Annotated in this window: 16 protein-coding genes and 1 tRNA gene; 6 read left to right on the top strand and 11 right to left on the bottom strand. The window is 62.0% G+C overall.

The window, feature by feature from the left end:
- Window positions 1–363 (top strand): ATP-binding cassette domain-containing protein (locus tag WCZ84_RS01985; protein WP_372684576.1); only part of this gene is annotated, 363 nt, incomplete at its 5' end.
- 5 nt (window positions 364–368) lie between these two features.
- Window positions 369–2,033, top strand: a complete 1,665-nt coding sequence (locus tag WCZ84_RS01980; protein WP_372684575.1) for an AMP-binding protein — start codon at window positions 369–371, stop codon at window positions 2,031–2,033.
- 76 nt (window positions 2,034–2,109) lie between these two features.
- On the opposite strand, the gene WCZ84_RS01975 is transcribed toward WCZ84_RS01980, so the two are convergent.
- Together WCZ84_RS01975 and WCZ84_RS01970 are read right to left on the bottom strand one after the other, a co-directional pair.
- A complete protein-coding gene (locus WCZ84_RS01975; protein ID WP_372684574.1) occupies window positions 2,110–2,769 on the bottom strand; it encodes a peroxiredoxin in 660 nt (219 codons plus the stop codon).
- 157 nt (window positions 2,770–2,926) lie between these two features.
- Window positions 2,927–3,571: a glutathione S-transferase family protein gene (locus WCZ84_RS01970; RefSeq protein ID WP_372684573.1), complete on the bottom strand. Its 645-nt coding sequence runs from the start codon at window positions 3,569–3,571 to the stop codon at window positions 2,927–2,929.
- 185 nt (window positions 3,572–3,756) lie between these two features.
- On the opposite strand from WCZ84_RS01970, the gene WCZ84_RS01965 reads away from it, so the two are divergent.
- Both WCZ84_RS01965 and WCZ84_RS01960 read left to right on the top strand, forming a co-directional pair.
- The gene (locus tag WCZ84_RS01965; protein ID WP_372684572.1) at window positions 3,757–3,996 is read left to right on the top strand and encodes a type II toxin-antitoxin system Phd/YefM family antitoxin; all 240 of its coding nucleotides are present in this window, start codon (window positions 3,757–3,759) and stop codon (window positions 3,994–3,996) included.
- Window positions 3,993–4,388 carry a type II toxin-antitoxin system VapC family toxin gene (locus WCZ84_RS01960; RefSeq protein ID WP_372684571.1) on the top strand — a complete coding sequence of 132 codons (396 nt, stop codon included), beginning with the start codon at window positions 3,993–3,995 and terminating at the stop codon, window positions 4,386–4,388. The genes WCZ84_RS01965 and WCZ84_RS01960 overlap by 4 nt, the downstream gene beginning before the upstream one ends.
- Before the next feature lie 342 nt (window positions 4,389–4,730).
- Here WCZ84_RS01960 and WCZ84_RS01955 read toward each other — a convergent pair whose 3' ends face one another.
- The 4 genes from WCZ84_RS01955 to WCZ84_RS01940 form a co-directional block, all read right to left on the bottom strand.
- Complete coding sequence (locus tag WCZ84_RS01955; RefSeq protein ID WP_372684570.1) at window positions 4,731–5,009, bottom strand: BrnA antitoxin family protein; 279 nt, start codon at window positions 5,007–5,009, stop codon at window positions 4,731–4,733.
- The gene (locus tag WCZ84_RS01950; RefSeq protein WP_372684569.1) at window positions 4,990–5,262 is read right to left on the bottom strand and encodes a BrnT family toxin; all 273 of its coding nucleotides are present in this window, start codon (window positions 5,260–5,262) and stop codon (window positions 4,990–4,992) included. The genes WCZ84_RS01955 and WCZ84_RS01950 overlap by 20 nt, the downstream gene beginning before the upstream one ends.
- Before the next feature lie 67 nt (window positions 5,263–5,329).
- Window positions 5,330–5,602 (bottom strand): BrnA antitoxin family protein, encoded by a 273-nt coding sequence (locus WCZ84_RS01945; RefSeq protein WP_372684568.1) that lies wholly within the window; start codon window positions 5,600–5,602, stop codon window positions 5,330–5,332.
- A complete protein-coding gene (locus WCZ84_RS01940; RefSeq protein ID WP_372684567.1) occupies window positions 5,586–5,855 on the bottom strand; it encodes a BrnT family toxin in 270 nt (89 codons plus the stop codon). The genes WCZ84_RS01945 and WCZ84_RS01940 overlap by 17 nt, the downstream gene beginning before the upstream one ends.
- A 207-nt stretch (window positions 5,856–6,062) precedes the next feature.
- Here WCZ84_RS01940 and WCZ84_RS01935 point away from each other — a divergent pair, with 207 nt between their 5' ends.
- Together WCZ84_RS01935 and WCZ84_RS01930 are read left to right on the top strand one after the other, a co-directional pair.
- Window positions 6,063–6,191, top strand: a complete 129-nt coding sequence (locus WCZ84_RS01935) for a hypothetical protein (RefSeq protein WP_372684566.1) — start codon at window positions 6,063–6,065, stop codon at window positions 6,189–6,191.
- A complete protein-coding gene (locus WCZ84_RS01930; protein ID WP_372684565.1) occupies window positions 6,188–6,385 on the top strand; it encodes a hypothetical protein in 198 nt (65 codons plus the stop codon). The genes WCZ84_RS01935 and WCZ84_RS01930 overlap by 4 nt, the downstream gene beginning before the upstream one ends.
- Window positions 6,386–6,518: 133 nt before the next feature.
- Here the strand turns inward: WCZ84_RS01930 and WCZ84_RS01925 are convergent.
- The 5 genes from WCZ84_RS01925 to mnmH form a co-directional block, all read right to left on the bottom strand.
- Window positions 6,519–6,595, bottom strand: a tRNA-Met gene (locus WCZ84_RS01925).
- 101 nt (window positions 6,596–6,696) lie between these two features.
- Window positions 6,697–7,434, bottom strand: a complete 738-nt coding sequence (locus WCZ84_RS01920; protein WP_372684564.1) for an N-acetylmuramoyl-L-alanine amidase — start codon at window positions 7,432–7,434, stop codon at window positions 6,697–6,699.
- A 215-nt stretch (window positions 7,435–7,649) separates the two neighbouring features.
- Entirely contained in the window at window positions 7,650–9,140 is a 1,491-nt protein-coding gene (locus WCZ84_RS01915) for a helicase HerA-like domain-containing protein (RefSeq protein WP_372684563.1), read from the bottom strand.
- 31 nt (window positions 9,141–9,171) lie between these two features.
- A complete protein-coding gene (gene selD, locus WCZ84_RS01910; protein ID WP_372684562.1) occupies window positions 9,172–10,227 on the bottom strand; it encodes a selenide, water dikinase SelD in 1,056 nt (351 codons plus the stop codon).
- A 20-nt stretch (window positions 10,228–10,247) separates the two neighbouring features.
- The gene (mnmH, locus tag WCZ84_RS01905; protein ID WP_372684561.1) at window positions 10,248–11,336 is read right to left on the bottom strand and encodes a tRNA 2-selenouridine(34) synthase MnmH; all 1,089 of its coding nucleotides are present in this window, start codon (window positions 11,334–11,336) and stop codon (window positions 10,248–10,250) included.
- Between the last annotated feature and the right edge of the window lie 20 nt (window positions 11,337–11,356).

The following is an 11,356-nucleotide window of genomic DNA, read 5'->3' as shown; positions in this document are numbered from 1 at the left end:
CTGGGCATTACCGATGCCGAACGCCACCTGCAACGCGCTTACCAGATCATTCCCGAGCTGCAAGGCTTTGCCCCCAGAAAGGCCATGGAATTGTCTGGCGGGCAGCAGAAGCTGGTCGCCATCGGCAGGGCGCTCATGACAGGGCAGCAGCTGGTGCTTCTCGATGAACCGTTCGAAGGGGTCGCACCCGCGCTGTCCCTGCGCATTGCGGAAGTCGTGGGGGCGCTCAGGGCCGAAGGGTTCAGTGCCCTGCTTTCAGGGGCGGATCTTCAGCACGCGGCCAGCGTGCTCGATCACAATTATGAGATCGATCGTGGTTCGATCATCGGGTCGCATCCGGTCGCACAAAAAACCGTGGGGTGACGACAGTGTCCAAGGTTCAAGACGGCAGGCCCTGGCTGGCGCAGTACGGGCCGCGGCAGCCCGCTGACATCCAGCCAGACTTTCCCAGCATCCCGGCCGCTTTTGCGGCTCTGGTGGTGCAATCGCCAGGCGATGTCATCATTCGCTATTTCGATGCGGCCATGACCCGGGCCGAACTGGACGGCGCGTCATCGGCGCTGGCGCATTACCTGTTGGTGCAGGGGTTTCAGCGGGGCGACCGGCTGGTGCTGTTCATGCAGAACAACCCGGCGTTCCTCGTCGGCTTGCTGGGTACCTGGAAAGCCGGGGGCATTGCCGTGCCGGTGAACCCCATGAACAAGTCGGCTGAGCTGGCGCACATTCTGCAAGACTCCGGCGCCAGGGCGCTGCTGTGTCTCGATGCGTTGTACATAGAGATCGTGGCCCCCTTGCTTCAGTCCGGCACGGTCGATCTGCCGATACGGATCACCTTTTCCGCCCTGGATGGCCAGAGCGCCAACGATGCCCGGGTGCTGGGCGAGAGCCCGCGTCTGCCGCCCGCCGCGGGTGCGGTGGATCTCCAACACGTTCTGGATCAGGCCATGGCCGTTGATGCCGCCTTGCCGCCGGTCCGCCTGCTGGCCGACGACACGGCATTGCTCACCTACACGTCGGGGACCACGGGCAAGCCGAAGGGCGCCATGAACACCCATGGCAACATCCTGTTCAACGCCTGTGTGTTTCGTGACTGGGTGCGGCTCGACAGCGGGGATGCCAACCTGTGCATCGCACCCCTGTTCCACATCACGGGGATGGCGGCTCACGCGGCACTGACCCTGCTCGCTGGCTGTCCGTTGCTGCTGACGCACCGTTTTCACCCCGACGTGATCCTCGAGACGATCCGCGCCCATCGGCCGGCCTTCACCATCGGCGCCATCACCGCGTTCATCAGCCTGATGAACACCGGTCACATCCGTCCTGGAGACTTCGACAGCTTTCGCGGGCTGTATTCCGGCGGGGCGCCCATTCCACCAGCCACGGCCGATGCATTCGAGACGTTGACGGGTCATTACATACGCAATGCCTACGGCATGACCGAAACCTGCTCGGTCACCCTCATGGTGCCACAAGATGCCCGGGCGCCGGTCGACCAGGCATCGGGGGCATTGTCCATCGGCGTGCCGGTGTTCAATACCCTGGTGCGTATTCTGCGTGAAGATGGCACACAGGCGGATCCGGGTGAAATGGGCGAGCTCGCCAAGCAGGGTCCGCAGGTCATGAAGGGATACTGGAATCGTCCAGATGAAACCGCACGCATCATGCGCGATGGCTTCATGCTCTCGGGCGATGTCGGCTTCATGGACCAGGAAGGCTGGTTCTATCTGGTCGATCGCAAGAAAGACATGATCAACGCGGGCGGCTACAAGGTCTGGCCCCGCGAGGTCGAGGACGCCTTGTATGCGCATCCAGCCATTCGGGAAGTCGCCGTGGTGGGTGTGTCCGACACCTATCGCGGGGAAACCGTGAAGGCTGTGGTGTCGCTCAAGCCCGGCGCGGCCCTGACAGAATCCGAACTCATCGCCTGGAGCCGGGCGCGCATGGCCTCGTACAAATACCCGCGAATCATCGAATTCATGGATGACCTGCCCAAGACCAATACCGGCAAGATTCTGCGCCGCAATCTGCGCTGAGCCATCGATGCACAAGCAGGCAAGAAAACCGGCCCCGTATGGGGCCGGTTGCGTTGCACGGGGCTGCAGATGCTGTTTATTGCTTGCTGGGATCGGCGATGAATCGCAAGTAGGGCAGGCGGACGTCGACCTTGCCGTATTTTTCCTTGGCCTGTTCATCGGTCAGGCTCAGGCCCACGATCACGTCTTGGCCGGGGACCCAATCAGCCGGGGTGGCTAAGGGTACGCCATCTGTAGCCTGGATGGCATCGAGGGCGCGCAGGATTTCGGCGAAGTTGCGGCCGACCGACATGGGGTAGGCCATGGTCAGGCGGATTTTCTTGTCGGGCCCGATGATGAACACGGTGCGCACCGTGGCGCTGTCGGCTGGCGTACGGCCGTCGGGCAGCACGGCTTCGGCGGGCAGCATGTTGTACAGCTTGGCCACCTGCAGCGAGGTGTCGTCGATGATGGGGAAATCGGCGGGGGCCTGGGCGAACTGGGCGATGTCGTTCTTCCAGCGATGGTGCTCTTCGACGCTGTCGACCGAGACGCCCATGACCTTGGTGTTGCGCTTGGCGAATTCGGGTGCCAGGCGGGCGACGGCGCCGAATTCGGTGGTGCACACCGGGGTGAAGTCTTTGGGATGGGAAAACAGGATGGCATAGCTGTCGCCCATCCAGTCATGCAGGGTCAGAGTGCCAGCCGTGGAGTCGGTGGTGAAGTTGGGGGCGACATCATTGATGCGTAGGGACATGTTGGGTGTGCTCCTGTCAGGGGTGTGGGCAAGCAGGAAAAGCCTGCGGTATATTTAACATTATGCATAAATATATAATGTTTGTCAACTAGGTGTTGCGCGAAATGTTGCGCGCGATATACGCGAGCTGGCCTCGTTGCGCCTGGGTTTGCCAGTGCTAAGCGCGCTGATCGGCGAGCAGCGCGCGGCTTTGTGCGGCACTGGGGCGGCTTGCGATGTGTTCGAACCAGCGGCCGATTCGCGGCAATGTGGCTGCGTCGAACGGTTGGCCGGCTTCACGGCCGAAATCGAGCCACACATACAGCCAGATATCCGCGGCCGTAAAGCGGGCCCCGCAGATATAGGGGCCATCTCCCAGCATCGCGTCGAGCCAGTGCAGGCGGTCCTGCGCGATACGCTTGAGCCCATCGGCGGCCTCTGGCGCCACGGGGATCCGGGATTCGAAGCGTGCCAGACCCTCGGCATAATGGTAGGCGTTGTGGATGAATTCCGTGATGTTCAGCTCGATGCGCCGCCACCACTGCCGTGTCTGCATCCGTTCGACGGGATCGGCGCCGATCAGTGGCGGCTCTGGGTGGGTTTCTTCGAGGTACTCTGCAATGGCCACGGATTCCGCGAAGACGGCGCCATCATCCAGACGGATTGCGGGTGTCTGGCCCGCCGGATTGACCGCCAGGAAGTCGGCCTGCCGGTTATCACCCTTGAATACGTCGATTGTCTGGGCCGGTATCCGCAGGCCTTTTTCGAGTATGAACATCCGCAGGCAGCGGGGAGCAGGGCTGTGAGCGTCATAAATCAGCATTGAGGTAGCCTCGGCAAAAGGGGGCTTTTATTGTAGGCGCGGAAGGCCTTTGCATTTTGTGGCGGGGTTTTTTCTCATGTTGGCCATGTCGGGCGCAGCCCGTGCCATCGACTGCATCCGATTTCATATTTATAGTCACTTTCTGATAAAATGGTCATTTTATATGACTATTTTCTGGGGTCGCCATGCACAGTCGGCAAGTGTCGAAATCCGTGTTCAAGGCGCGGGCGCTTGAGCTTTTCCGGCAGGTTGAAGCCACCGGTGAGCCCATTGTTGTGACCGACCACGGCAAACCCGCGATTGAAATCCGCCCCTATCGGGCGGTGGCAAAGCGCAATCCGCTGGAGGTGCTGCGCGGCTCCGTCCTTCGGTTCGACGACCCCTTGTCGCCGGTCGACGACGACGCCTGGGAGGCAGCACAATGATCGTATTGGACACCCATGCGCTGGTATGGTGGGCGGCGGGGGACTCGCAGTTGAGTCGTCCCGCCCGCGAAGCCATCGAGGCTGAGGTGCAGGGTGGCGAAGTCTTGGTTTCGGCCATCAGCGCTTGGGAGGTGGCAATACTGGCCAAGGTGGGCCGTCTGGCACTGACCATGGATGCAGCAGCTTGGCTGGATACGGTTGCTCAGGTGCCAGCGATTCGGTTTGTTCCTGTGGATGTCCGTATTTCGGTCCAATCTGTGGATCTGCCCGGGGAATTTCACAAGGATCCGGCCGATCGCATCATTGTGGCCACGGCGCGCCATCATGCCGTGCCTTTGGTCTCCGCCGACTTGAAGATTCGCGATTACGCCCACGTTCAGACCATTTGGTGATGCAGCCCATTGCTCAGGCGGACACGCGAGGCGCGTGGTACCGCCAGTGGCGTGTGGTGAGCCTGGACGGCAGCACGATGCTGCGTTTGGCTGACCGGGGCTTCTTTGGCTTTCAGATGTGGCAGGCCGCCTTGGCCACGCAGGCGCAACTGTTGTGGAGAACCAAGAAAGACATGCGTTTTTCCTGCGAGCAGCGCTTGAGTAACTGGCCACTGCGAAAGCGTCACGCAACCCCCACGGCCCGTTATCTTCTCCGGTCGCATTCAAATCATTAAGTGACGCACTCCAGCAAGGCGCCGCCCGTACTACATCCGCCCTTGAGCAGCCCAGCGCCTGGTGAGGCTACACCTTCTCGCGGCCGCGCAGCCATTCACGCAGCGCATCGTTCATGCGCGTCTGCCAGCCGGGCCCGCCTTCTTTGAATGCCTCGATGATGTCTGCGTCGTAGCGCACGGCCGTCTGCACCTTGCGAGGCGCTTTCTGGGGGCCGCGCTGTCCACGCAGCTTGTGTCGCAGCGACGCCGGCAGAGCATCGAAGCGGACCGCCGACTTTGCGTCTGCCTCGGTCCACTCCGGGTTCTCTGCATCCACGCGTTCAGCGTCAAGTGGTTTCTTGCTCATAAATTCGGACCTCCCGCCGATTGGCCTTGCGCAAGCTGATGACTCGAATTCCGGTCTTCGTTTCCTTGAAGACCAGCGCATGGACTCGATCGCCGATCCTGCCCAGTGCGCGAATGCGGACCTCGCCGTAGTCGTGTCGATCATCAGTCTTGAACAGCGCCGTCTCGAAGTCGAACTGCTCTACCAACGCAAAGGGCAGGCCGCGCTCTTGCTCATTGATCTCTGATTTCTGCGCGTCGAATTCGAGTTCCATGCTTTATTGTAGATGCAATCTGATCGCCAGTCTATCTTTTTGTAGATGCGCAGAGGCGCCTTTCTTTCTACACGCGCCCGCCTTCTACAACCTTCTTCAGGGCATCATTCATCCTGGTCTGCCAACCAGGCCCACCGGCCTTGAAGGCGTCGATCACCTTCTGGTCATAGCGAATTGTCACGGCTACTTTGGGATTATCCAGACGTGGACGTCCTACCCGCTTGAGCTGCTTGAATTCTTCGACGCCCAGTTCATAGGTATCGGGGTCTGCCGCAATGCCACGGTTGATTGCGACGTCTTCCTCTGGCGTGGGCACAATCAATTTACGTTTGCTCGACATGGTTTCGTACCTCTCTCGAATTGGCCTTACGCAGACTGACGATGTGTATCTTGTCTGCGCGCTGCGTGAACACCGCGCAATACAGCCGATCATCGATGATCGCGTATCCGATCTCCCGAACCTCGCCATAGTCCTGGCGTGTGTCGGGCTTGGCCATCACCTCGGGCCAATCGATCCATTGGGCCAGCGGCAGAGAAACACCATGCTTGCGCCGGTTGCTGCGATCTTTGGCTGGATCGAAGGTGATTTCCATATGATTATTGTAGTTACGGAAATAACAGCGCGCAAGTTATTTTTGTAGTTACGTATTCTATACACACCACCGCCTTCGGGCGGTTTTTTCGGTGCGCCCAGCATGGGCGCACTGCTGGAGATGCAAGTCCTCCCGTAAGTTGATCACAGCGAATGAAGCAAAGATCGTCTGATCCAGCAGCTGACAGCTCAGGCCAGTGCTCTGTCCATGATGACCTACGGCAATGCTGGCGACATCATGCGGGATCTGTTCGAGCACCGGCAAGACAACATTCTTTGGCTGATGTCTGATCTGCTCAACGAGATCAACGAGATCGTGAACGGGAGGCGGTCATGAATGAGGCACTCAAAGAATGCTTGAAACGGTTTGATGGCGAGATCGAAGATGCCGTTCACAAGGGCAAGGTTTCCGGCGCGCCCTTCGTCCGGTTTGTTGACGATACCCACAAGATCGCATGCGGTGTGCCGAGCGGCGCGCAAAAGCGGATGCAATCGCCAAAGGCGGTGACTAATGCCCATCGCAATCGTTGACATCGACCGCGATAGCCTGCCAGAGACCGCTGGCGTACTGGCAGATTGACACCCACGGGGTACACAGGGGGTACACGTCCCCGAAAAGCAAAAACGCCACCGGATTAAGGGTGGCGCAAGTGCTTGATTTATCTGGTGGCGCATCAGGGACTCGAACCCCGGACCTGCGGATTATGATTCCGTCGCTCTAACCGACTGAGCTAATGCGCCAAAGCACGCAATTATAGGGTGAAAGCCCATCACCTGCAAGCCTGCGAGACAGCCTGCGAGCCATGCTTGCAGCATATCTGGATGACCGTGTCGTATGGGGTTCAGCGGAGCGCTGTGCGTTGCTCCAGAAGGCAGTGTGCCAGCGCCTTTTGCGTGCGCAGGCTGGGCTCCAGGCCACGTGAGAAGTGCAACAGGAACGCATGGCGTGCCGCTTCGGGTCGGGCGGGATCATACCCCAGGGCGATCAGGGCCTGGCCCAGATCGAAGCCCGCCGGCGCGTCGGGCAACGGCGGATCACACCACAGGCCGAAACCGTAGCGTGCCAGCTGATCCCAGGGAAACCAAGCGCTGGGGTCCACCTTGCGGCCGGGTGCGACGTCAGCATGGCCGACAAAGTTGGCCGTTGGGATGCGGTAGCGTTCTTTCAGGTCGGCCAGCAACAGCAACAAGGCCTGCATCTGGGCTATGGCAAAAGGCTCGTTGCCATTGTTGTCCAATTCGATGCCAATCGAGGCCGAGTTCACGTCGGTCTGGCCGTTCCACCACGACACCCCCGCGTGCCAGGCCCGGTCGCGTTCATCGACTAGCTGCAGGATCTGGCCGTCACGGCCGATGAGGTAGTGTGCGCTGACCTGGCGGGCGGGCGAAGTCAGCGTACGCAGGGCTTCCTGCATGGTTTTATTGCTGGTATGGTGGATGATGACCAGATTGGGCCGCCGTTCATCGAAGTTGGGCGATGCAACGAAGTGGGCGCCCGGCAAGCCACGGGGTGGTACGCCGGCGCAAGAGGCCAGCAGGGCGCAGAGGAACAACAAACTGAAGAGACGCGTGCGAAGCATGCCCTATTTTTGCACGAATGCGGGGCATGGCGCACTGGCCGTATTCATGTGAAAGGCCCCGCCTTTTGGCGGGGCCCTGCTGCCGTTGTGGCAGCAGACACTGCAAAGGCACAGTGCCCAGACAACACGGGAAGTGTGTTGAAGAACTACCGAATGGTAGCGGCTTCAGTATAGAAACCGCCCGAACCCGATACCATTCGGGATTTCCCCATTCGTCATCGCCGGCGCCCGAGCAGGGATCCCATCAGGCCTCGCAGGAGCTGGTTGGCAGTGTTGCGCACCATGCTTTTGGCTACAGACTGCACGACTCCATCGCGCCGACCGCCGCGCGGGCCGGTGGAGCCAAACAGGAATTCATTGACGGTCCCTCCCAGGCCGGGTTCGCTCCTACCCGGAACGGGAGCGGCCGCCACGTCGGCCTCTGCCTGGGCCATCCGCTTTTGCAGGATTTCCCAGGCCGACTCGCGGTCGATGGGGGTTTCGTATTTTCCGGCCAGCAAGGACGCCGAACGCAGGGCTTGCCGCTCGGCCGGCGTGATCGCCCCGATCCGGCTGCCTGGGGCATACATCCAGACCCGCTCGGTCGGGCTGGGCTGGCCTTTCTCGTCGAGCAGCGAAATCAAGGCCTCGCCCACGGCCAGCTCGGTGATGGCCGCCTGGATGTCCAGGCCTGCGCGCGGGCGCATCGTCTGGGCGGCCGTTTTCACGGCTTTCTGGTCGCGCGGCGTGTAGGCGCGCAGGGCGTGCTGGATGCGGTGCCCCAGTTGGCCCAGGACGCTGTCCGGGATGTCCGCCGGATTCTGCGTCACGAAGTACACCCCCACGCCTTTGGACCGGATGAGGCGCACCACCTGCTCGACCTTCTCGAGCAGAGCGGGGGGCGCCGCCTTGAACAGCAGGTGTGCCTCGTCGAAGAAGAACACCAGCTTGGGTTGGGGCAGATCACCGACTTCGGGCAGGCGCTCGTAGAGGTCGGCCAGCATCCACAAAAGAAAAATGGCGTACAGGCGGGGCGACTGCATCAAGCGGTCTGCCGCCAAGATGTTGATCATTCCCCGCCCGCGGCCGTCGGTACGCAGCCAGTCGAATAGGTCGAGCATGGGCTCGCCAAAGAAGGTGTCGGCGCCTTCGGTTTCCAGGCGCAGCAAGCTGCGCTGTATGGCGCCGATCGATGCGGCGGACACCAGGCCATAGCGGGTGCGCAGTTCGGCTGCGTGATCCGCGACGAACTGCAGCATGGCGCGCAGGTCTTTCAGGTCGAGGACCAGCAGGCCTTCATCGTCGGCCACCCGGAACACCACGTTCAGGACGCCTTCTTGCGTGTCGTTCAGGTCCAGCATGCGCGCCAGCAGCAGGGGCCCCAGGTCCGACACGGTGGCGCGCACGGGGTGCCCTTGTTCGCCGAAAATATCCCAGAACGTAACTGGGCCGGCGCCCCAGGCAGGCACGGGCAGACCCAGATCCTGCAGCCGCTGCTCGAGTTTGGGCGACAGGCTGCCGGTTTGCGAGATCCCGCTCATATCGCCTTTGACGTCAGCCAGGAACACCGGCGTGCCGATTCGGGAGAAGGCCTCGGCCAGCACTTGCAGTGTGACGGTCTTGCCCGTACCGGTGGCGCCGGTGATGCAGCCGTGGCGGTTCGCCAGGCCCGGGGGCAGGCCGATGTCGGTGTGATCGTTGCGGGCAATCACCAAGGGATCGAGCATGAGGAGTCTCCGTAAGGCAGGACGGCCAGGATCAGGCGACCCTGACGAGGGGGCGGCCTGCTTGCAGGGTACCGATTTGTGCGGCGTATTCGAAGCCTTCTGTGTGCAGGAGCGTCAGCAGTGGGGTCGTGGATTCAGGCGCACAGGCGATCAGCAAGCCGCCGGATGTCTGGGGATCGGTCAGCAGATCGGTGGCGTGGGGGGGCAGGCCGGGGCCGAGGTCGACCGCTTGGGCGCAGGCCTTCAGGTTGCGGGCCGAGGCGCCGGTACGCACGCCTGAGCGGGCCAGGGACACCGCTTCAGGAAGCCAGGGCAGGGTGGCAAAATCGATGTGGGCCTGTACGCCCGAACCGCGACACATTTCGAGCGTGTGACCCAGCAACCCGAACCCGGTGACGTCGGTCAGTGCGTGGACGCTGCCGTGCTGGGCCAATTGACTGCCAATGGCATTGAGCTGGGTCGTGCTGTGGATCAGCGTCTGGTAGCCCGACGTGCCAAGCTGCCCTTTTTTTAGTGCAGCCGACAGAATGCCGACGCCCAGGCCTTTTGTGAGGATCAGCGCATCGCCGGCCTGGGCGCGATCATTGCGCTTGATGTGATCCGGGTGCACCAGGCCCATGACGGCCAGGCCGTAAATGGGCTCGACGGAGTCAATCGAGTGGCCGCCGGCTATGGGGATGCCGGCCGCCTGACACACTGAGGCGCCGCCCGCCAGAATCGCCGAAATCGTATCGGCCGGCAGCACCTGGATGGGCATGCCGACCAGCGCCAGGGCCATGATCGGGCGGCCTCCCATGGCGTAGATGTCTGACAGGGCGTTTGTGGCGGCGATGCGGCCGAAATCGTGGGGATCGTCCACAATGGGCATGAAGAAGTCGGTGGTGGCCACCAGGGCCTGATGTTCATTCAGGCGGTAGACCGCGGCGTCGTCTGACGACTCGGTGCCGACCAGAAGATCGGGAAAGAAGCCGGCGGGTAGTGCCTGGTCCATGAGTTGCGCCAGTACGTCCGGGGCAATTTTGCAGCCGCAGCCGCCTCCGTGGGAGAGGGAGGTCAGTGTCGGGCTGGAGGCTGTCGTATCGGTCATGGTGGGCTGCGTGGTGAAGATCATGCCTGCTCGGCATGCAGGAGGCCCAATTGTTGCATCAGCGCCCGAGCCTGGTGGGCCTGGTTCGAGGCGGTCGGGTCATAGTCGAAGACCAGGGCCTGGTCCAGCGTTGCAAAGTGGTGATGGCTGCTGCGTTGGTAGGCGGGATCGTAATGCATTTGCACCAGGGCGTTGAACAGTTCGGCCTTGCGCTGGTGGTGGATCAGCGCCTGCCAGTGGCTGACGGTCTTGCGGCTGTGCAGCCCGATCAGTTTGTGCAGCTGCTGGCTGAACGTGTCGGGTGTCTCGAACAGGTGGTCGTAGTCCTGCAGTAGAAAGTCAATGCGCTTGGGCAGGCGGGTGCGCACGCGCACGCACCGCCCGGCGTGCATGCCCTGCAGCAGAGCGTCGGGCAAGCTGACTTGGCCGATGCGTCGGCTTTCGGCCTCGATGAACACGGGACGATTCGGGTCGAATTGTTGTAGAGCCTGCAGCAGCAGGGTCTCGAAACGCTTCTGGCCGGGTTGGGCCTGGTTGGGCAGCGCGCCCAGCAGCGAACCCCGATGACAGGCCAGTGCCTCGAGGTCCAGCGCCTGTGCGCCAGTGGCCCCCAAGGCCTGGAGCAGTCGGGTTTTGCCTGATCCGGTTGGGCCGGTCAGGACGATGTACCGAAAAGCGTGCGGCACGGTGTTCAGCTCGGCCATGACGTATCGCCGCCAGGTCTTGTAGCCCCCTTCGAGCTGTCGGGCGCGCCAGCCGATCAGATTGAACCAGGTGGCCATTGCGGCCGATCGCTTGCCGCCCCGCCAGCAATAGACCAGCGGCCGCCAGTTGCGCGGCTTGTCGGCGAACACGGTTTCAATATGTTCGGCAATGTGCCGGGCCACCAGCGCGGCCCCTACGCGGGTGGCCTTGAATGCGGATTCCTGCGCGTGCAGGGTACCGACCAAGGCCCGTTCGGCGTTATCGAGTACCGGAGCGTTGATCGCGCCGGGCATGTGGTCTTCGGCAAATTCGGCTGGCGTGCGTACGTCGATGATGCTGTCGAACCGGGCCAACGCCTCTGGCCCGCAGGCGGGCGAGCCGTTGGAGGAGTGCGTGGGGTTCATGTGGCTGATCGATCTGTTGC

This window comes from Castellaniella sp., assembly GCF_041675725.1.
Taxonomy (GTDB): Bacteria; Pseudomonadota; Gammaproteobacteria; order Burkholderiales; family Burkholderiaceae_B; genus Castellaniella.
This window is presented reverse-complemented; position numbering and strand designations above follow the sequence as displayed.

What these genes read in the sequence shown, in the direction of transcription:
- selD (WP_372684562.1), bottom strand. Translation starts at nt 10,227, where the DNA reads ATGACCGATACGACAGCCTCCAGCCCGACACTGACCTCCCTCTCCCAC.
- WCZ84_RS01915 (WP_372684563.1), bottom strand. Translation starts at nt 9,140, where the DNA reads ATGCTCGATCCCTTGGTGATTGCCCGCAACGATCACACCGACATCGGC.
- WCZ84_RS01965 (WP_372684572.1), top strand. Translation starts at nt 3,757, where the DNA reads ATGCACAGTCGGCAAGTGTCGAAATCCGTGTTCAAGGCGCGGGCGCTT.
- WCZ84_RS01940 (WP_372684567.1), bottom strand. Translation starts at nt 5,855, where the DNA reads ATGGAAATCACCTTCGATCCAGCCAAAGATCGCAGCAACCGGCGCAAG.
- WCZ84_RS01955 (WP_372684570.1), bottom strand. Translation starts at nt 5,009, where the DNA reads ATGAGCAAGAAACCACTTGACGCTGAACGCGTGGATGCAGAGAACCCG.
- WCZ84_RS01935 (WP_372684566.1), top strand. Translation starts at nt 6,063, where the DNA reads ATGATGACCTACGGCAATGCTGGCGACATCATGCGGGATCTGTTCGAG.
- WCZ84_RS01950 (WP_372684569.1), bottom strand. Translation starts at nt 5,262, where the DNA reads ATGGAACTCGAATTCGACGCGCAGAAATCAGAGATCAATGAGCAAGAG.
- WCZ84_RS01960 (WP_372684571.1), top strand. Translation starts at nt 3,993, where the DNA reads ATGATCGTATTGGACACCCATGCGCTGGTATGGTGGGCGGCGGGGGAC.
- WCZ84_RS01975 (WP_372684574.1), bottom strand. Translation starts at nt 2,769, where the DNA reads ATGTCCCTACGCATCAATGATGTCGCCCCCAACTTCACCACCGACTCC.
- WCZ84_RS01945 (WP_372684568.1), bottom strand. Translation starts at nt 5,602, where the DNA reads ATGTCGAGCAAACGTAAATTGATTGTGCCCACGCCAGAGGAAGACGTC.
- WCZ84_RS01930 (WP_372684565.1), top strand. Translation starts at nt 6,188, where the DNA reads ATGAATGAGGCACTCAAAGAATGCTTGAAACGGTTTGATGGCGAGATC.
- WCZ84_RS01970 (WP_372684573.1), bottom strand. Translation starts at nt 3,571, where the DNA reads ATGCTGATTTATGACGCTCACAGCCCTGCTCCCCGCTGCCTGCGGATG.
- WCZ84_RS01920 (WP_372684564.1), bottom strand. Translation starts at nt 7,434, where the DNA reads ATGCTTCGCACGCGTCTCTTCAGTTTGTTGTTCCTCTGCGCCCTGCTG.
- mnmH (WP_372684561.1), bottom strand. Translation starts at nt 11,336, where the DNA reads ATGAACCCCACGCACTCCTCCAACGGCTCGCCCGCCTGCGGGCCAGAG.